We start from the raw sequence: 18,890 nt of genomic DNA, 5'->3' as shown, positions 1-18,890 counted from the left end.
TGTGGCTCAGTATTCGATAAAAGGGGAATTGCTGATCCGTAACGCCACTGTTTATGACGGCTCAGGTGATAACGCAGTGCAACAGGATGTGCTGGTCAGCGCCAATAAAATTGTCGCGCTTGGGCAATTCGCCGATGATGTTGCTGACTATTGTATTGATGCTTCAGGTTTGGCATTGGCGCCGGGATTTATTGATGTACATACCCATGATGATATTGAAGTGATCCGTAATCCGGCCATGCTAACCAAGATCAGTCAGGGTGTGACCACTGTGGTAGTGGGTAATTGCGGTATCAGTGCCAGCCCGGTTCAACTGACTAAACCCGTTCCCGATCCGCTTAATCTATTGGGGCGCGATAACGAGTTTGTCTTTAGCGAGCTGAGTGATTATATCGCTGCAGTTGATCAGGCGAATAGTGCGGTTAATGTGGTGGCATTGGTCGGCCACACCGCGTTGCGGGCGCAGGTGATGAACAGGTTGGATCGGGCGGCAACCGACACTGAAATTGACGCGATGCGCACCAAGCTAAAAAAAGCATTAAACCAGGGGGCCAAAGGATTGAGTAGCGGATTGGCCTATCAAAGCGCTCATTCAGCAACGAGCGGTGAAGTGGAGGCCTTAGCCAGTGAACTCAATGCTTATCAGGCAGTGTATACCACTCATTTGCGCACCGAATTTGACGGTATTCTGCATGCAATGGACGAAGCCTTTACTTTGGGTCGTAATGTTGATGTGCCTGTGGTCATTTCGCATCTTAAATGTGCCGGTAAAACTAACTGGGGGCGTTCAAAACAAGTTTTGGCACATCTGCAGCAGGCCCAACAAACCCAGCATATCGGTTGTGACTGTTATCCATATAGCGCCAGCTCCAGCACACTGGATTTAGGTCAGGTAACAGCCGATTTCGATATTGTTATTACCTGGTCCGATCCGCATCCTGAACAGGCAGGCCAAACCTTGCAGGAGATTGCCGAGCGCTGGCAAATGTCATTGCTGGAGACAGCGGAAAAACTGCAACCGGCCGGTGCCGTATATCACGGCATGGACGAAGCTGATGTGCAAACCTTTTTGCAATTTCCTGGCAGCATGATTGGCTCCGATGGTTTGCCCTGTGATCCCAGCCCCCATCCCCGCTTGTGGGGAACGTTTCCGCGGGTGTTGGGGCATTATGCCCGGCAACAGGGATTATTCAGCCTGGCACAGGCTGTGCGTAAAATGACCGGGCTATCCGCTACTGAATTTCAGCTACAGCAGCGGGGCTTTATCAAGCCGGATTACTATGCGGACCTGGTGTTATTTGATCCGCATACAATCAAAGACAAGGCCAGTTATACCGATCCCAAACAGATTGCTGAAGGCATTTTGATGGTATGGGTCAATGGCCAGCTTAGCTACAACACAACTAATCAGCATCAGGCTCTCGGTCTTGGCCGTGGTGGCCGTTTTTTAAAACATCAACAACGTTAGTACAAACAAAGGTGAAGTATGACAATCAAACGATATGGTAGCAGTGGCGGTGTGGGCACCGGTGGACAGCATTTGCCTTTTTCCAGTGCGGTGGAAGCCGGAGGCTGGCTGATGGTATCGGGACAAACACCCATGCGTGATGGTGAAATTGTCGAAGGAGGCATCGTTGAGCAGTCGCGTCTGGCAATTCAGAATTGCGTCGATATTATGCAGCAGGCCGGTTATGGCATGGAGCATGTGGCGCATGTCAAAGTGATCCTTACCGATGCCCGTTATTTCCAGTCCTTTAATAAAGTGTTTAAAGAGTTCTTTGGTGAGCACCCGCCAGCGCGGATCTGTGCTGTGGCCGATTTGGTGGTGGACTGTAAAGTCGAAGTCGATGTGACCTGTTACAAAGCGCCTTAATCGCCAACAGCGTTAACCACCCGGGAGTATGAACATGGAAAAATTGTTTATTATTGCTTTTGCCGTTTATCTGCTGGCAATGATTGCGCTGGGCTGGTTTGTGTCGCGTAAAAACACCAGTGGTGAACAGTTCTTGCTGGGTGGGCGTAGTCTGCCGCTGTTATTAACCTTGGGCACCACGGTGGCCACCATGGTCGGCACCGGATCCTCCATGGGGGCAGTGGGATTTGCCTATCAAAACGGCTGGGCCGGAACTTTATACGGAATAGGCGGTTCAATCGGAATTCTGTTGCTGGCCTGGTGGTTTGCGCCGGTTAGGCAACTGCGCTTTATGACCATGAGTGAGGAACTATCCTATTACGTGGGTGCCCATCCGTTGATTAAAAACCTGATTGCGGTGATTATTTTTGTCGCCAGTATTGGCTGGTTAGGAGCACATATTATCGGGGGTGGTATGTATCTGGCCTGGCTGACCGGTATGGATATTCAGTGGGCTAAAGTGATTATCGCCATCAGCTTTGCCATTTATGTGGTGATTGGCGGTTACACCGCTGTGGTCTGGACGGATTCGATTCAGGCATTGATTTTATTTAGCGGTTTTATATTGATGGCAATATTTTCGCTTTATTCAGTCGGGGGCTGGGACGCCATGCTGGCAGCGCAACCGACAGAAAATATCTCCTGGTTCGCGGTAGACAAAATTGGTCTATTACCGGCTATTTCGCTGTCGATGGCGATTCTGGTGGGCATATTGGCCACGCCGTCATTTCGACAACGCATTTATTCAGGTCAGGATGTCAGCAGTATTCGCCGTTCTTTTGTCTATTCAGGCGTATTGTATTTATTCTTTTCCTGTATCCCGGCCATTATTGGCATGACCGCCTTTGCCACTGATGCCAGCCTGGATAATCCTTCTTTTGCGTTTCCGCATATGGCTTTGCATTTTATGCCTGTAGGCTTGGGTTTACTCATTATTATTGCCGGAATTTCTGCCACCTTGTCCAGTGCCAGCTCCGATGCTATTGCCGCGGTAAGTGTGGTGTTGCGCGATTTATATTGCCTGGTAACCGGTAATATGCCCCAGCCGAATAAAGTGGTTTGGCTGTCGCGGTTAAGTCTGGTTGTGACTATAGGTTTAGCCCTGCTGTTTGCGCTGAGTTCTAACGATATTATCGCCTATATCACCAAGATGATTGCTATCCTGATGGCAGGTTTATGTATCTGCGCATTACTGGGACGATTCTGGCCACGCTTTAACTGGCAAGGTGCCTTGGCCACCTTGATCGCAGGTAGCGTGACGGCGTTAGTGGTGGGGAATCATGCCGAATGGAATAGCTGGTTTGGCAATCCTGTTTTGCCGTCGCTAGGCATGGCGTTAGTCAGTGGTGTACTGGTCAGTTTACTGACGCCTCAATCCAGCATTAGCAGCAGCGAGGCGTTAGCGATTCTGGATACCGAACGGCAACGTATGGAAACTAGCACTGATTTGCAGGCTTCACCAGTACAACTTAACAAATAACAAAGAGATGGATATGAAGCCTGTTAAATTGATTGCGCTGTTGGCCTTATTGGTTTTGTCTTCTTTGAATCATGCCAGTGAATCGCCTCCGCTAGCGTTAATGCCTTATCCGGCACAGGTGGAAATTAAACAGGGTGATTTCGTATTAGCAGATGCAATAACGGTTTCATTTTGGGGGGTAAGTGAATCACGCCAACAACTGATGATGAGTCAGTTACAGAGTCTGTCTGATAAGGTGACTCAGGTTGAATCCGCCAAATCGGCCAAGGTTATTATCAAGGTAACAAACTCGTCCAATAGTATTGTGCCTGAATTGAATCAGGATGAAGCCTATCAGTTGGACATTGGGCACAACAGGATTCAGTTGTCCGCACCGACTGAACTGGGAGCGTTGCACGGTGTGCAAACGTTATTGCAACTGGTGGACTGGGATAATCACCGTATTGCGCAGGTAACAATCAGCGATCAACCCCGTTTCCCGTGGCGTGGACTATTGATCGATAGCGTTCGCCATTTTATTCCGCTTGAAGATATCAAGCGTCAGTTAAGGGGCATGGCCTCGGCCAAACTGAATGTATTGCATTGGCATTTAACCGATGACCAAGGCTGGCGATTTGAGTCCAAAGCCTATCCCAAATTACAGCAACTTGCCTCCGATGGGCAGTTTTATACCCGCCAACAAATACGTGAGTTAGTCAATTACGCGGCGTTACTGGGAATTAGGGTAGTGCCGGAACTGGATGTACCGGGTCACGCGTCAGCGATTGCGGTGGCTTACCCGCAACTGATCAGTTTACCCGGCCCCTACCGGATGGAGCGGCATTGGGGAGTATTCGAGCCGTTATTGGCCCCTTCTAATCCGCAGGTGTATGTGTTTGTGGATAAACTGGTTGAGGAACTGGCCAGCCTGTTCCCCGATCCTTACCTGCATATCGGTGGCGATGAAATTTATCCGCTGCAATGGCAACAAAGTGACAAAATACAGGCCTATATGCGGCAGCATAATCTGGCCGACACCCAGCAATTGCATACCTATTTTAATCAACAGGTGCAGCAGATATTGCAACGACATGGCAAAAAAATGATGGGCTGGGACGAGATTTTTGATCAGGACTTGCCCAACGATATTCTGATCCAGTCCTGGCGTGGACTGGAATCCATTAGCCAGTTTGCCCGCCAGGGCTATCAGGGAATATTATCGACCGGTTTTTATATTGATCAACCTCAGCCGACCGACTATCACTATCGTAACGATCCGCTACCTCAGCAACAGATTATTCCTCCACATTTCAGTGCTCAAACCCGATGGCAGCAGTGGCAATTTAGCATGCCTAGGCTTAAAGGCAGTGCGGTAAAGGGCATAATGACGCTTATCGCTAATCCAGATCAGACTGCCCAGATTTTTATCAGCTTAAATAACCAGCCTGTTCGTCCGGTGTCTGGTCTGCGGCAGCAAGACGGTATGTATCATTTTGCACTCGACAGCTGGATGGGGCCAATGCAATTTGACCTTGATTTGCAAAATCCAAAGCAGCTAAGTGGGCGCATTATGTTGGGTAACAGTCCTTATCCGGTGGCTGGAAAATTATTAACTAAGGGGCAAGGAGCGAACAGTGCACCGCAACTGGAATTTGCCCAACCGATGAATGCTCAGCAGGCCAAGAATATCCTCGGCGGCGAGGCGGCTTTGTGGGCAGAAATATTAACGGCTGATAATCTGGATTTACGTATTTGGCCACGACTTTATGCTATAGCCGAACGGCTGTGGTCGCCTGCCAGTTTGACTGACCCGCGACAGATGTATCAACGCCTGCAACAAATCGAATATTACGCCAATAAGGTAGTGGGGCTACTGCCACAACAACAGCAGCGAGCCGGATTGCAAAAATTGGTGGGTAATGCAGATATTCAGCCTTTATTGGTGTTCAGTCAGGCTCTGGAACCAGCCCAGTATTACACTCGTCACCATATTAAATTTACTCAGGATCTTTACCATCAGCAGGCCGATCTAAACCAGTTTGTCGATTTTCTGCCGGTAGAAAGTTTGACTTTAGTTAAATTAAAACAGGCAATACAGGATTACGCACGAGGCGATAAAACCGTGCTGGATCGCATCGAACAACAACTGACTGCCTGGCAGCATAACCTGCCTAAAGTAAAGGCATTAATTGCAAGCCATCAATCTTTGCAAGGTTTGGCACCCATAGCCACTAAACTGGCGACCACTATTAAAACCGGTCACCAGCTTGTCGCGCAATGCCGTAGCGGACAAAAATTGTCAACGCAAGCTTATCAACAAACCCGTCAACAACTTTGGCAACTGACTGAAGTCGAACAGGAAATGGTGGTGGCAGCAGCAATAATGGTCGAGCAGTTGATGGTGGCGTGTAACGGATAATACTGGCTACTGGGACACTAGCGTCTTAATTACTTTGGCAAAGTTATTATTGAACTATTCCAGGGCTTTCACTTCTTATAACTTGCGTCGATTAACCAACCAACAGCAAGGTTTATGTTTAAAATCGCGATTATTTTCAGCACTGCGATCACATTAACTGGCTGTTCCAGTTTTTTTCCATAACAGCAAAGAATTAGGTGCCGGAGTATTGGGCGAGCTAAGTCATAGCCAGATTAGCTACAATGCCGCACGTTGCCAGGCAATTAGCAATAGTTGTATGCAAGGACGGTATGAAGAATTTCCCACCAGTGATGGCCAAACTGGTTGTGCCTGTGTTCAATAAGCATAGAAATAAACCTTGGAACAAACTAGGCTTGGATGAAGGGATGCGGACCACCTAATTATATGATATCCAATAGAATGATGACTGAAACTGATTAGGTAGTTCGCGTTAAATTTATTAAGGAGAATAAATTGCATCGTAACACTATCATTATTCTGGGATTATTGCTGTTAATCGCGATTAGCCTGACCGCCAGAATGCTGTCTAATAGCCAGACGGAGTCAGATTTTGCCTTGTCTCCATTTATGGATGATGCAACTACCAATAAGGGCCACAACAGTTCAGTTAATACTCCTCAGCAACAATCTTCTGCAGCGACCCAAAACACCGATTCTGCATCTGAGTTCAATAAAAACAGTTTGTTAGCAGAGCAGCAAGATTCCGCTACAGATAATCAGTCAAACAAAGATCAATGGTCTATCGATAGATTAACCTCGGAAAGCTCCAGTCTTCTGAACAATAACCAGCAGCAGTTTGATAATGAAACACGAGATGAACAATGGGCTTCAGCTACCGAGCTGAAGATTCGTGACTTTGTGGCCATTCATGCGACTAATCCTGACTTTAAACTTGATTCGTTAGAGTGCAGAAGAACATTATGTAAGTTGCTTATGAGTGAACCATCACTGGGTAAAGCGAGCGATACACAGTGGATGGAAATGAATACTCAGCTAATTATCTACCGTAAGGATTATGGGCTTATGCCTGCAGGCAGTAGTTCCTATTTTCAGGGTTCTATTGCTGAACATACGGTGTTTCTAAAACGAATTTAGCCGAGAGGCTGGCTAAGTTAATGTATCTTTACTGAATATTTGTCTCAGCATCATAAGTGCATTTTTAATTGGTGAGGTTCCTGTTTTGACAAAACGCACTCTGAGCGGCTTGCTATTAATAAGTTTTATCCTTGCCATTTATTGGGCGCTACAAGATAAACAACAGCCGATTTCGGATATTGTCTTACGACCAATAACCGAAGAGGAACAAAATACAGCAGAGCAGAATCAATACACTACCGATACCAATAACCTATCAGCAAGAATGCCCGCTTTAGCGGCCAGAGAAACAACGGAAAAAGCCAAAGTCCAAGCTGATATGCCATCGCTACAGGAAGAAAGTGGCGATAGAATTGATGAATTCAAAAATTATCCGCTAACCAGCGAGCAGGAAAAGCAAACCGGTATTCCTGATGTTTTACTTCGAGCCGGTCCGGCTAAATTGCGTCAGTTTGTGAAAAGCCAGTTAAGAGACGAGCAATGGGCAGCAGCAACCGAACAATCTATTCGGACGTTTTTTACCAATCGAATGGAAATGGACAGTTTAACCCTGCATGAACTGGAGTGTTGGCAGACGTTTTGCCAAATGCTGACATCAGACAATACCGAAATTGGTGGCGACCAGGTTAATCGTATTATTAATAAAATGAGACGCTCTGAACTTGGTGAAAAAATCGGTATTGCAGTCAACAGTTACCTACCAGATACCTCGGGTAAGGGTAAGAAAATACAGCTTGTGACATTTTATAGAAAATAATCTGCCAGTGGTTAAATCAGTGGTTTTTTAAAGTTTTTCCAGTTGATTTTGCTGGACAGTAATAACTCGCGTAGAGATAGCGCGCGGGGTTGGGCTTTTCCGCGATAACTCCAGCTATGTCCGCAACAGGCGGCGGTTAAACTGGCCTTGCTGGGTAGCAGGATCTGTTTTTGCTGTATTGGGTTGGGTGATTCCGCCTTGGCATCGGCCATGCCATCAAAGTGAAACCAGCCGTGTTTATTGAGGTGCAGGCGTTGTTTATCGATATCAATTCTGTCCACCGAATCCAGTTCGTATTGCTCCAGCCCTTGTTCGTTAATACACACAGCCAGAGGCATACCAAAATGACTGTATTGGCTGAACCAGTGCCGGGATTTTTCTGCAGATTCTTTTTTTGCAATGGATTTGGTGGCCTGCTTGGCCTGCCAACTGGCGTTATGTAAATCGACTTCCAGCGGCGCAGTGTGATTAAGCAAGTAATAGGCAGCTTTTTTGATGTGGTAACTTAATCCGGCTAAGCGGCGTTTGAGGTTGTCGATATTCTGGCCGGAGGATAAGGCTAACTGTTGTAATTCCCGTTCATACAGGGCATTACACAGCTCGGCAAAATGTAATTGCTGGGCGTCTTTGGCAAAAATATCGGTTTGTTGAGCGGACATAAAGTGTCATCAAAAAAGGGGCCGCGATAGCGGCCCCTGATTGAATTATTGACCTTTAATTTCTTTACGGCCTTTATAAACGGCCAGTTCACCTAATTCCTGCTCGATACGCAGCAACTGGTTGTACTTGGCCACTCGGTCAGAACGACACAAAGAACCTGTCTTGATCTGGCCTGCAGCGGTCCCTACTGCCAGGTCGGCAATAGTAGCATCTTCGGTTTCACCACTGCGGTGTGAAATCACCGCAGTAAAGCCGGCTTCTTTTGCCATGCGAATTGCCGCCAAGGTTTCGGTTAACGACCCAATCTGGTTGAATTTAATCAGAATGGAGTTACCGATACCGTTATCGATACCGCGTTTAAGAATTTTGGTGTTGGTCACAAACAAATCGTCACCGACTAGCTGAATTTTATTACCGATTTTGTTGGTCAGACTCTCCCAGCCGTCCCAGTCGCTTTCATCCAGACCATCTTCAATCGAGATAATCGGGTACTTGTTGGTCAGCTCGGCCAGGAAGTCACCAAAGCCTTCGGAATCGAACACTTTGCCTTCGCCTTTGAGATCGTATTTGCCATCGACATAAAATTCGGATGCGGCACAGTCCATTGCCAGGGTGATATCTTTATCCATCACATAACCGGCTTTTTCAACTGCATCGATAATCACCTTCAGGGCTTCTTCATTGGAACCCAAATCAGGGGCAAAACCGCCTTCATCACCTACGGCAGTACTTAAACCTTTAGCACCTAATACTTTTTTAAGTGAATGGAAAATTTCAGCACCCATACGCAGGGCTTCGCTAAAACTGCTGGCCCCGACAGGCTGGATCATAAATTCCTGAATATCCACGTTATTGTCGGCGTGCTCACCACCATTGATAATGTTCATCATCGGTACCGGCATGCTGTATTCGCCGGGTGTGCCATTCAGCTCGGCAATATGTTGATAAAGCGGTACGTTTTTGTGCATGGCGGCGGCTTTGGCTACTGCTAACGACACAGCCAAAATGGCATTAGCGCCGAGGTTTTCTTTATTTTCTGTGCCATCCAGGTCAATCATGATCTGGTCGATTTCCGCCTGTTCGCGGGCATCTTTGCCAATCAATGCAGGCTGGATTTCATTGTTGATAGCACCAACGGCTTTCAATACGCCTTTGCCCAAATAACGGCTTTTGTCGCCATCGCGCAGTTCCAGCGCTTCACGTGTACCTGTAGAGGCACCGCTGGGTGCACAGGCGCGTCCCCATGCACCACTGGCTAAATGAACGTCGGCTTCGACGGTGGGGTTACCGCGTGAGTCCAGGACTTCACGGGCGATAATTTTGCTGATGCTAGACATGTTGTACCCTCATACAAAGTTGTTAACTGCTTCGCCTGTAGACGAAGCAACAGAATTATTAATCGTGTTCTTTATGATAAACACCGGCGGCTTTAACAAAACCTTCGAACAGCGGATGGCCGTCTCTCGGGGTTGAGTTAAATTCCGGGTGAAACTGTGCTGCGACAAACCAGGGGTGATCTTCTAATTCGATTATCTCAACCAGCTTTTTATCGGTGGATAATCCAGTCACTTTCAAACCGGCTTTTTCGATTTCAGGTCGCAAGTTATTGTTCACTTCATAACGGTGGCGATGACGTTCCTGAATAGTGTCGCTGCCATATAATTGATGAACTTTACTACCGGGGATCAGATGACATAGTTGGCTACCTAAACGCATAGTGCCACCTAAATCTGATTCATCGGTACGTATTTCTGTACTGCCGTCAGCATCTTGCCATTCGGTAATCAATCCCACCACCGGATAAGGGCTCTGAGAGTTAAATTCAGTACTATTGGCGCCTTCCATGCCTGCCACATTACGGGCGTATTCGATAAGTGCGACTTGCATTCCCAAACAGATGCCCAGGTAGGGTACTTGTTTTTCTCGGGCGTATTGGGCTGCAAGGATCTTACCTTCAATACCACGTTCTCCAAATCCACCAGGTACCAGAATGGCATCCAGCCCTTCGAGTAGCTGTGAACCTTTGCTTTCCAGATCTTGCGAGTCAATATACTTGATATTGACCGCCACACGGTTTTTTAAACCAGCGTGTTTTAACGCCTCATTAACGGATTTATAAGCATCAGGCAGGGCCACATATTTACCGACCATACCGATGGTGACTTCGAAGTTGGGATTGGACTCTGCATAAAGCACCTGTTCCCATTCAGATAAATCTGCTTCCGGGCATTCAATGCCGAAACGTTTTACCACCAGTTCATCCATACCCTGCGCTTTGAGCACCGCCGGAATACGGTAAATGCTTTCTACATCACGTAGAGAGATAACACCTTTGTCGGCCACGTTGGTAAACAAGGCGATTTTAGAGCGTTCGTTAGATGGCAAAGCCACTTCGGAGCGGCACACCAGGATATCCGGTTGAATACCAATTGAACGTAACTCTTTTACCGAGTGTTGAGTTGGTTTGGTTTTTACCTCACCCGAGGCGGCCAGGTACGGAACCAGCGTCAGGTGCATAAACATGACGCGTTTGCGACCCAGTTCGGCACCTAATTGACGACCCGCTTCGATAAAGGGCAGGGATTCGATATCACCTACTGTACCGCCAATTTCAACAATGGCGACATCGACGCCTTCGGCACCTTCGACCACACGACGTTTAATTTCATTGGTGATATGCGGAATAACCTGAATAGTGGCACCCAAATAGTCGCCACGACGCTCTCGACGCAATACCTCTTCATATACCCGGCCGGTAGTGAAGTTATTGTTTTTGGACATGTGAACGCGAATAAATCGCTCGTAGTGGCCTAAATCCAGATCGGTTTCAGCGCCGTCATCGGTAACAAAGACCTCGCCGTGCTGAATTGGACTCATGGTACCGGGATCAACGTTAATATACGGATCCAATTTTAGCAGGGTAACTTTAAGTCCCCTTGCTTCGAGAATTGCGGCTAGTGATGCAGCAGCAATACCTTTACCCAGAGATGAAACGACACCGCCTGTGACGAAAATATAATTTGTCATGCGAAACCCAAGATTTAGGTGTTAACAGAATTCAGAACTGCCCAGAAAACGAGCTGATCTTTGTGTATCAAGACGGGAAAGTATTATAAGTCAAAGCGCCGGGAATGTACATGCAAATGATGCGCCGCGAGCAGAACAGTACATAGGATTTATCAAGGACTAGCCAGATTTTCATCCTATCATTCCGAGTTTAATATCGTTGGATAAAACTTGTAAATTATCGATAAACGGTAATTTAATATTGATAAAAGATAATTTTGTTCTAGAGTTTAATCTTAAATAGACAATGGAGGTGAAAGATGGAACTTGGATTAACGCAACCGGACCAGTCAAAACAGCCAACACATAATGTGGCCAGAGCGGCCAAGTTGATTGGTTTAGTTACTGATTTGTATTTTTCGTTTTTGTTGGTGATTTATTATCCCTTTTCGTTGCTTGGTTTGTGGCTGAATGGAAGCAAGAGTGGGTTGATAACCCTTTCTGACTTGGTTGTAAGAACTATTCCGTTAAAGCTTGGGGGTGCTGAGCAATTGTCGTTGAGTATTCAAGACAAAGTTTTGTTATCCAGCCACTTATTGTTTATAGCGCTGTGCGTGCTAATTAGCCTGAAGTATTTTTCCAACATGATGAAACGGTTTCAACAAGGGGAAGTCTTTAGCCCTTACAATGCGCGGCAGTCGCAACTGGCTGCACGCTGGCAAACGGGATTGCTAGTTTATACAATGATAAACTTTGCTGTACAGGTCTGGTTTATTCCTTGGCGAGATATACCAGTCGCTCATATAGATAATCTTATTTCACAATTTTTTATGGTCATATTTATCTGGCTGTCGGTGTGGCTGATGTCACTGGCTACGCAGTTACGTATCGATAACGATCTGACGATTTAGGCCTGACCAGTATGCCCATTATCGTAAATCTGGATATTCAGTTAGCTAAATGCAAAATGCGTTCAAATGAACTGGCGGAAAAAATAGGTATCACGCCGCAAAATTTGTCGGTGCTGAAAGCCGGAAGAGCCAGAGCTATTCGTTTTGAAACGCTGGAAAAAATCTGTGCGATACTGGAATGTCAGCCGGGTGATATTTTGGCATTCCGGCCTGACATACCTTAAAGGGGTATTTTTTCTTTTCATTGCGTTATAAAACGCTTAAACAGCACCACTCTTCGTGTATTTTCTGCCTTGTGATAAAAAATATGCTCCATCAGTGGCGAATATAAAAGACAAACTGTCTTTAATTGTTTAATCATTTCCTTATCAAGATAAATTCAGGACATGTTATTTTACGCCGTTGGATTATTTCCAATATTAACGGGCGCGGAATACTATTCTGTTGCTATTAAAAATCTATCTGAGTATGCAATTGTGAACCCCATCCTAATCAGTGTCTCTTTACTTATTTGCAGTAATATTTTTATGACGTTTGCCTGGTATGCCCATTTAAAGGAGCTGAATAATAAACCCTGGATTATTGCGGCATTGTTGAGTTGGGGCATTGCGTTGTTTGAATACTTACTGCAAGTACCGGCTAACCGTATCGGTTATACAGAGTTTAATGTAGGGCAGTTAAAGATTATGCAGGAGGTGATTACGCTAATGATCTTTGTGCCTTTTTCGGTTTTTTATCTGAAAGAGCCGTTAAAGCTGGATTACTTGTGGGCGGGGATATGCCTGGTGGGAGCGGTTTATTTTGCTTTTCGCAGCAAGTTTGCCTGATACACAAATAAGATTGCTGACTATCGGAAGCTTGACAGTCAACAATCCTCTCAATGCTAAAAAATGTAGGGCTACTTTCTGGTCGCGCGCAGCATCCAGGAGGTTTTTTCATGAATCCGCATCCGGTCTGATACCAGCGCGGCGGTGGATTCGTCATCCCCTTCCTGTGCCAGTTTCAGTACTTCGCGAGAGGTTTTGACTACCATTTCATGGCCACGGGTTAGAATATCGACCATTTCGCCAGCGGCAGGTACGCCTTCAACTTCATCAATTGAACTGAGTTTGGCGAATTCTTTATAGGTACCGGGCGCAGGTACATCCAGGGTACGGATCCGCTCGGCCAGATCATCTACCGCAACTGCCAGTTCCTGATAATGCTCTTCAAACATCAAATGTAATTCGCGGAACTGGGGACCTGTAACATTCCAGTGGAAATTATGAGTTTGCAAGTACAGGGTGTAGGAATCTGCCAATAGCCGCTTTAAACCCTCAGCAATTTTCAGTCTGTTTGATTCGTTAATACCAATATCAATGTCAGTCATACAATTCTCCATGTTGTTTAAAAACGGTTCCGGCCGGATATGCACCGGTAATAGTTAATTACTGTAGTCAATTATAATGTCTTAACAATGACATGGAGGTCATTTTTATTGAATTCAAGTGATCAGGTTTCCAACTTGTCATCCCAACATGGCGTTAACGGGTATCAAAGTTTAACTCTTTGGCAGCTATTCCAACTCAAGCAGGCGAATATCAAATATCAGCACCGCATTAGGGCCAATTTTGTTTCCCACCCCTTTCTTGCCCCAGGCCAAGTCGGCGGGTAGCACAAATTCATAGCGCGAGCCGACGGGCATCATTTGCAGACCCTCCTGTAATCCGGGAATGGCTTCTTGCAACGAGAAGCGATCGACAAAGCCGGTTTTATAGGTATCGGCAATCACGCTACCATCCACATTGAGAATACGCTGATTGACGACCACAGTATCCTGCATGGTCGGCTTGGTGCCTTCAGTTTGGTCTATAACGCGGTACATCAGGCCAGTATGGGTCTGTTGTACCTCTGGTTGACGCAGATATTTTTCGATAAAGACTTCGCTGGCTTTGCGGTTTTGCCCGGCGGATCCTTTATTCAGTTTTTTATTTTTTGCCATTATTTACCGTTTCTGCAATAGACGTTTTAAGTCATAGAGTTTTTCTAATGCCTGCTTGGGACTAAGCTCATCGGGATCAATATGCGTCAGTGCTTCGCTAACCGGATCGCTCATCTGGATAAAATCCAGCTGGGTTTCGGTTCGCTCCGTTGCTATAACAGAGATTGGATCACCGGCTTCCAGTTCGGCCAGTTTATGTTTGGCAGCCACAATGACCTGCCGAGGTACACCGGCCAACTGGGCTACCTGCAAGCCAAAACTGCGATTAGCTGCGCCTTCCTGAACGGCGTGCATAAAGCTGATATTGTCGTCGTATTCCACCGCATCCAGATGCACATTGGCCAGTTCGGGTAACTGTTCGGCTAGCTGGGTCAGTTCAAAATAGTGAGTGGCAAACAGGGTATAGGCATTAATTTTTTGCGCCAGATATTCGGCACAGGCCCAGGCCAGGGACAGGCCGTCATAAGTGCTGGTCCCCCGGCCAATTTCGTCCATTAACACCAGGCTGTTGGCGGTTGCATTGTTGAGGATATTGGCCGTTTCGGTCATCTCCACCATAAAAGTCGAGCGGCCGGAGGCCAAATCATCAGACGCGCCTATGCGGGTGAAAATACGATCGACCGGGCCAATTTCGGCATTTTCTGCGGGAATATAGCTGCCGATATGTGCCATCAGTACAATCAGCGCCGTCTGGCGCATATAGGTGGATTTACCGCCCATATTGGGGCCGGTAATAATCAGCATACGCCTGTGCTTGTCCATTGCCAGCGGGTTGGCGATAAAAGGCTGTTCCATCACCTGCTCGACCACAGGATGACGACCACGATCGTAATGTATACCGGTCTGTGCGCTAAATTGCGGGCAGTGATATTGCAAACTTTCTGCCCGTTCAGCCAAGTTGGTCAATACATCCAGTTCTGCCAGCGCATTGGCGCTGATAAACAGCTCGGTCAGTTTAGGTAACAAGCTGTCAAACAATTGTTCATATAGCTGCTTTTCCAGTGCCAGTGCGCGACTCTGGCTGGTGAGTACCTTATCTTCGTGCTCTTTTAACTCGGGGATAATATAGCGTTCATTGTTTTTTAAGGTTTGGCGACGAATGTAATCGGCTGGCACCTGATCAGAATAACTGCGGCTAATATCGATAAAAAAGCCATGCACTTTGTTAAAGCCGACTTTGAGTGTCGGGATACCAGTGCGTTGTTTTTCGCGCTCTTCCAGTTGTTCGACATAGTCTGTCGCACCCTTGGCCAAGTTGCGCAGTTCGTCCAGTTCGCGGTTATAGCCTTCGGCAATCACGCCGCCATCGCGGATTAATACCGGGGGTGTTTCGATAATGGCGTTTTCCAGCAGGGATAGAAATTCAGGAAATTCACTGATTTCGCCAGCCAGTTTGGTCAGTTGCGGACTTTCCACACTGGCAACGAAGCTTTGAACAGCGCTGAGTTGACCAAAGGCCTGTCTTAGTCTGGCAAAATCTCGTGGCCGTGCGGAGCGCAACGCCAACCTGCCCAGCACGCGTTCGATATCGCCAATTTTTTTCAGATACTGCTGCAGCTCGCTAAAATCAGTTGCCAGTAAAGTGGTAATGGATTGTTGTCGCTGTTGCAATATGCCGGTGTCAGTCAAGGGGCGGTGCAACCAACGTTGCAACAGGCGACTTCCCATCGCGGTACTGGTTTTGTCCAGCACCGCAATCAGGGTATTGTCAGTGCCACCGGACAAATTACGAGTTAGTTCCAGGTTACGACGGGTGGCTGCATCCATTAATACCGTGTCGGACAGGTTTTCCAACTGGATAGTGCGAATATGTGGTAGAGCCGAACGTTGGGTATCTTTTACATACTGCATAATACAACCCGCGGCACGTAGTCCCAACAAGGCTTTTTCGACCCCAAACCCGCTTAATTCAAGGGTACCGAATTGCTGATTCAATTGCTGGATGGCGGTCTCTTGTTCGAATTCCCATTCGGGACGACGGCGTAATCCACGCCGTTGTTCAATCAAGTGATGCTGTTCGAAATTGTCCGGATAGAGTAGTTCGGCTGGTTGGGTACGCTGGATTTCGGCCAGTAAGGCATCGCTATCCTGCGGCTCATTGATGGCAAACCGGCCACTGCTGAGATCTAGCGTTGCATAACCAAACATACCTTTATGGCTAACCACAGCGGCCAGGACATTATCCTGTTTATCATCCAGCAAGGATTCTTCAGTGATAGTGCCAGGCGTTACAATCCGCATCACTTTGCGCTCAACCGGACCCTTGCTGGTGGCCGGATCGCCAATTTGTTCGCAAATGGCGACGGATTGCCCCAGTTTGACCAGTTTGGCCAGATAATTGTCAACCGCATGGTAGGGAACGCCTGCCATAGGAATCGCATTACCGCCACTTTTGCCGCGGGCGGTTAACGAAATATCCAGCAGTTCGGCAGCCCGTTTGGCATCATCAAAAAATAATTCGTAGAAATCCCCCATCCGGTAAAACAGCAGAATGTCAGGATGTTCGGCCTTGATCCGCAAATATTGTTGCATCATGGGAGTGTGTTGGGCCTGGGGTTGTGCTGAGCTCATTGTCATTTCTTTATGGTTAGGTTTTATCGACGGCAAAGGTCGGGATGAACGGCTTATCAGCATAACAGGGTAACAAATCTGTACTATCAAGAGCAATTGAACCGCTGTGCATTTTTATGGTCGATCAAGTTAAATTATTGAGACTAAAAAACTGCTTGATAACGCCACGATCAAGCTATCATTACCTACAGATTATTTTGAAGGAACAAAAATGATATTACCCGAATTAAGCAATGTACTGGCTGAGCAATTGGGCAAACTGCTGGTGGCGACCGATTGGACAATGACCTGTGCCGAATCCTGCACCGGTGGTGGGGTGGGATACGCTATCACCAGTATTGCCGGAAGTTCACAATGGTTCCAGCGAGGTTTTTTAACTTATTCTAATCAAGCTAAAATAGATCTGCTCAATGTTAAGGCAAAGACCCTGGACAAGTATGGCGCGGTATCGCATCAAGTTGCCGAGCAGATGGCCAAAGGTGCCAAGATCAGTGCCAATGCCGACTTGGCTATTGCAATCACTGGTATTGCCGGTCCTGATGGCGGCAGCGATGAAAAGCCTGTCGGTACCGTGTGGTTTGGATTGTCTATACAGGCAAAAACCATGAGTGATGTGCAGTATTTTCAGGGGAATAGACATTATGTTCGTGAGCAGGCTATCAATCACGCGTTAAACTACTGTATAAAAATGCTGCATAGTATCCGCTGAGTAAAGTGGAAAGAGTAAAACTGCATTGTCATTTGAATTGCAGGCCAATAGAATCAGGCACTGCAAAAATATTTTAAATTAAAACTTGTAACTGTATGGTTGTACAGTATACTTCTGTTTAACTACTGTATAAAAGCTCAATATTGAGGAGCGATAAATGGACGAGAACAAATCAAGAGCCCTGTCTGCCGCGTTAGGGCAAATCGAAAAACAATTTGGTAAAGGCACTATAATGCGTCTGGGAGACAGCCAGGCACTGGACATCGAATCTATCTCGACCGGCTCCTTGAGTATTGATATTGCCTTAGGTATTGGCGGCTTACCTTGCGGCCGTGTGGTTGAAATATATGGTCCGGAGTCTTCTGGTAAAACAACACTGACATTACAAGTTATCGCCGAAGCTCAGAAAAAAGGCAAAACTTGTGCTTTTATCGATGCCGAGCATGCGCTGGATCCTGTCTATGCGGGTAAGCTGGGGGTAAATGTTGATGATTTATTAGTTTCTCAGCCCGATACCGGTGAACAGGCGCTGGAAATTTGTGACATGCTGGTGCGTTCCAGCGCAGTTGATGTGGTGATTGTTGACTCGGTTGCCGCCTTAACACCCAAAGCAGAAATAGAAGGTGATATGGGGGACTCCCATGTTGGTCTGCAAGCCCGCCTGATGTCACAGGCGTTACGTAAGTTAACCGGTAATATTAAACGCTCGAATACTTTGGTGATATTTATTAACCAGATCCGCATGAAAATTGGTGTTATGTTCGGCTCACCGGAAACCACTACTGGCGGTAATGCGCTTAAATTCTATGCCTCTGTTCGTCTGGATATTCGTCGCATTGGAGCAGTAAAAGAAGGCGATGAAGTGGTAGGCAATGAAACCCGGGTCAAGGTTGTCAAAAATAAAGTCGCGCCGCCGTTTAAGCAGGCTGAATTCCAGATTATGTATGGTGCCGGTATTTGCAAAGAAGCCGAACTGATCGATTTGGGCGTCGAACATAAGTTTGTTGAAAAAGCCGGGGCCTGGTATAGCTGCAATGGTGAACGGATCGGTCAAGGTAAGGCCAACTCAGTGAAATATTTGCAAGACAATGTGGCGATGGCTCAGGATATTGAAAAGAAATTAAGGGAGAAATTATTGTTATCTAAAACCGTTGCCGCTGATGAAGAGCCGGTTTCGGCAGATGTGCTGTAATTAAGACCTTAGCAAAGTATAAGAAGGAGCCGCTTGGCTCCTTTTTTATTGGATTGGAGATTAATTTGCAGAAATAGTCGATTTGCTGGATGGGTTTTTAGAACAAAAATTATTTAGCTATGTAAGGGAAATTGATTAACCAGCATTGATTATGTGCTAGGGTCTATTTATGTTTTATCTTCACTTTTTAGTAGTGA

General features: G+C 46.6%; 17 protein-coding genes. 11 read left to right on the top strand and 6 right to left on the bottom strand.

Annotated features, from left to right (window positions below):
* The first annotated feature begins 1 nt into the window (after window position 1).
* From V1467_RS16590 to V1467_RS16565, 6 genes are all read left to right on the top strand, one after another.
* Entirely contained in the window at window positions 2-1,468 is a 1,467-nt protein-coding gene (locus tag V1467_RS16590; RefSeq protein ID WP_416306083.1) for an N-acyl-D-amino-acid deacylase family protein, read from the top strand.
* Between the two features lie 18 nt (window positions 1,469-1,486).
* Window positions 1,487-1,873, top strand: coding sequence for a RidA family protein (locus tag V1467_RS16585; protein ID WP_416306082.1), 387 nt, complete (start codon window positions 1,487-1,489; stop codon window positions 1,871-1,873).
* Window positions 1,874-1,907: 34 nt separating this feature from the next.
* The gene (locus tag V1467_RS16580; RefSeq protein WP_416306081.1) at window positions 1,908-3,392 is read left to right on the top strand and encodes a sodium:solute symporter family protein; all 1,485 of its coding nucleotides are present in this window, start codon (window positions 1,908-1,910) and stop codon (window positions 3,390-3,392) included.
* A gap of 13 nt (window positions 3,393-3,405) precedes the next feature.
* Window positions 3,406-5,790: a family 20 glycosylhydrolase gene (locus V1467_RS16575; RefSeq protein ID WP_416306080.1), complete on the top strand. Its 2,385-nt coding sequence runs from the start codon at window positions 3,406-3,408 to the stop codon at window positions 5,788-5,790.
* Window positions 5,791-6,264: 474 nt separating this feature from the next.
* On the top strand, window positions 6,265-6,906 hold the full coding sequence (locus tag V1467_RS16570) for a hypothetical protein (protein WP_416306079.1): 642 nt from the start codon (window positions 6,265-6,267) through the stop codon (window positions 6,904-6,906).
* Window positions 6,907-6,991: 85 nt separating this feature from the next.
* On the top strand, window positions 6,992-7,663 hold the full coding sequence (locus V1467_RS16565; RefSeq protein WP_416306078.1) for a hypothetical protein: 672 nt from the start codon (window positions 6,992-6,994) through the stop codon (window positions 7,661-7,663).
* Between the two features lie 11 nt (window positions 7,664-7,674).
* On the opposite strand, the gene V1467_RS16560 is transcribed toward V1467_RS16565, so the two are convergent.
* Genes V1467_RS16560 through V1467_RS16550 form a run of 3 tightly spaced genes read right to left on the bottom strand, consistent with a single transcriptional unit; the run spans window position 7,675 to window position 11,350 of the window.
* Entirely contained in the window at window positions 7,675-8,322 is a 648-nt protein-coding gene (locus V1467_RS16560; protein WP_416306077.1) for a hypothetical protein, read from the bottom strand.
* Window positions 8,323-8,367: 45 nt separating this feature from the next.
* Complete coding sequence (eno, locus tag V1467_RS16555) at window positions 8,368-9,660, bottom strand: phosphopyruvate hydratase (protein WP_416306076.1); 1,293 nt, start codon at window positions 9,658-9,660, stop codon at window positions 8,368-8,370.
* 58 nt (window positions 9,661-9,718) lie between these two features.
* The gene (locus tag V1467_RS16550; RefSeq protein ID WP_416306075.1) at window positions 9,719-11,350 is read right to left on the bottom strand and encodes a CTP synthase; all 1,632 of its coding nucleotides are present in this window, start codon (window positions 11,348-11,350) and stop codon (window positions 9,719-9,721) included.
* A gap of 299 nt (window positions 11,351-11,649) precedes the next feature.
* Here V1467_RS16550 and V1467_RS16545 point away from each other — a divergent pair, with 299 nt between their 5' ends.
* From V1467_RS16545 to V1467_RS16535, 3 genes are all read left to right on the top strand, one after another.
* On the top strand, window positions 11,650-12,240 hold the full coding sequence (locus V1467_RS16545) for a hypothetical protein (protein ID WP_416306074.1): 591 nt from the start codon (window positions 11,650-11,652) through the stop codon (window positions 12,238-12,240).
* A gap of 11 nt (window positions 12,241-12,251) precedes the next feature.
* Entirely contained in the window at window positions 12,252-12,464 is a 213-nt protein-coding gene (locus V1467_RS16540; RefSeq protein ID WP_416306073.1) for a helix-turn-helix domain-containing protein, read from the top strand.
* Window positions 12,465-12,716: 252 nt separating this feature from the next.
* The gene (locus V1467_RS16535; RefSeq protein WP_416306072.1) at window positions 12,717-13,067 is read left to right on the top strand and encodes a DMT family protein; all 351 of its coding nucleotides are present in this window, start codon (window positions 12,717-12,719) and stop codon (window positions 13,065-13,067) included.
* 71 nt (window positions 13,068-13,138) lie between these two features.
* Here the strand turns inward: V1467_RS16535 and V1467_RS16530 are convergent, their stop codons facing one another.
* From V1467_RS16530 to mutS, 3 genes are all read right to left on the bottom strand, one after another.
* On the bottom strand, window positions 13,139-13,609 hold the full coding sequence (locus tag V1467_RS16530; RefSeq protein ID WP_416306071.1) for a Dps family protein: 471 nt from the start codon (window positions 13,607-13,609) through the stop codon (window positions 13,139-13,141).
* A 186-nt stretch (window positions 13,610-13,795) separates the two neighbouring features.
* On the bottom strand, window positions 13,796-14,221 hold the full coding sequence (locus V1467_RS16525) for an FKBP-type peptidyl-prolyl cis-trans isomerase (protein ID WP_416306070.1): 426 nt from the start codon (window positions 14,219-14,221) through the stop codon (window positions 13,796-13,798).
* Window positions 14,222-14,224: 3 nt separating this feature from the next.
* Window positions 14,225-16,798 carry a DNA mismatch repair protein MutS gene (gene mutS / locus V1467_RS16520; protein ID WP_416308720.1) on the bottom strand — a complete coding sequence of 858 codons (2,574 nt, stop codon included), beginning with the start codon at window positions 16,796-16,798 and terminating at the stop codon, window positions 14,225-14,227.
* A gap of 205 nt (window positions 16,799-17,003) precedes the next feature.
* On the opposite strand from mutS, the gene V1467_RS16515 reads away from it, so the two are divergent.
* On the top strand, window positions 17,004-17,501 hold the full coding sequence (locus V1467_RS16515) for a CinA family protein (protein ID WP_416306069.1): 498 nt from the start codon (window positions 17,004-17,006) through the stop codon (window positions 17,499-17,501).
* 157 nt (window positions 17,502-17,658) lie between these two features.
* On the top strand, window positions 17,659-18,693 hold the full coding sequence (gene recA, locus V1467_RS16510) for a recombinase RecA (protein WP_416306068.1): 1,035 nt from the start codon (window positions 17,659-17,661) through the stop codon (window positions 18,691-18,693).
* Window positions 18,694-18,890: the final 197 nt, after the last annotated feature.

The organism is Neptunicella plasticusilytica, assembly GCF_047922965.1.
Classification (GTDB): Bacteria; Pseudomonadota; Gammaproteobacteria; order Enterobacterales; family Alteromonadaceae; genus Neptunicella; species Neptunicella plasticusilytica.
The sequence above is the reverse complement of the archived record's forward strand: the minus strand, read 5'-3'. Positions and strand labels throughout refer to the sequence as shown.

Coding starts and splice junctions, on each gene's coding strand:
- V1467_RS16560 (WP_416306077.1), bottom strand. CDS start 8,322: ATGTCCGCTCAACAAACCGATATTTTTGCCAAAGACGCCCAGCAATTA.
- V1467_RS16545 (WP_416306074.1), top strand. CDS start 11,650: ATGGAACTTGGATTAACGCAACCGGACCAGTCAAAACAGCCAACACAT.
- V1467_RS16585 (WP_416306082.1), top strand. CDS start 1,487: ATGACAATCAAACGATATGGTAGCAGTGGCGGTGTGGGCACCGGTGGA.
- eno (WP_416306076.1), bottom strand. CDS start 9,660: ATGTCTAGCATCAGCAAAATTATCGCCCGTGAAGTCCTGGACTCACGC.
- V1467_RS16530 (WP_416306071.1), bottom strand. CDS start 13,609: ATGACTGACATTGATATTGGTATTAACGAATCAAACAGACTGAAAATT.
- V1467_RS16540 (WP_416306073.1), top strand. CDS start 12,252: ATGCCCATTATCGTAAATCTGGATATTCAGTTAGCTAAATGCAAAATG.
- mutS (WP_416308720.1), bottom strand. CDS start 16,798: ATGACAATGAGCTCAGCACAACCCCAGGCCCAACACACTCCCATGATG.
- V1467_RS16580 (WP_416306081.1), top strand. CDS start 1,908: ATGGAAAAATTGTTTATTATTGCTTTTGCCGTTTATCTGCTGGCAATG.
- recA (WP_416306068.1), top strand. CDS start 17,659: ATGGACGAGAACAAATCAAGAGCCCTGTCTGCCGCGTTAGGGCAAATC.
- V1467_RS16550 (WP_416306075.1), bottom strand. CDS start 11,350: ATGACAAATTATATTTTCGTCACAGGCGGTGTCGTTTCATCTCTGGGT.
- V1467_RS16575 (WP_416306080.1), top strand. CDS start 3,406: ATGAAGCCTGTTAAATTGATTGCGCTGTTGGCCTTATTGGTTTTGTCT.
- V1467_RS16525 (WP_416306070.1), bottom strand. CDS start 14,221: ATGGCAAAAAATAAAAAACTGAATAAAGGATCCGCCGGGCAAAACCGC.
- V1467_RS16515 (WP_416306069.1), top strand. CDS start 17,004: ATGATATTACCCGAATTAAGCAATGTACTGGCTGAGCAATTGGGCAAA.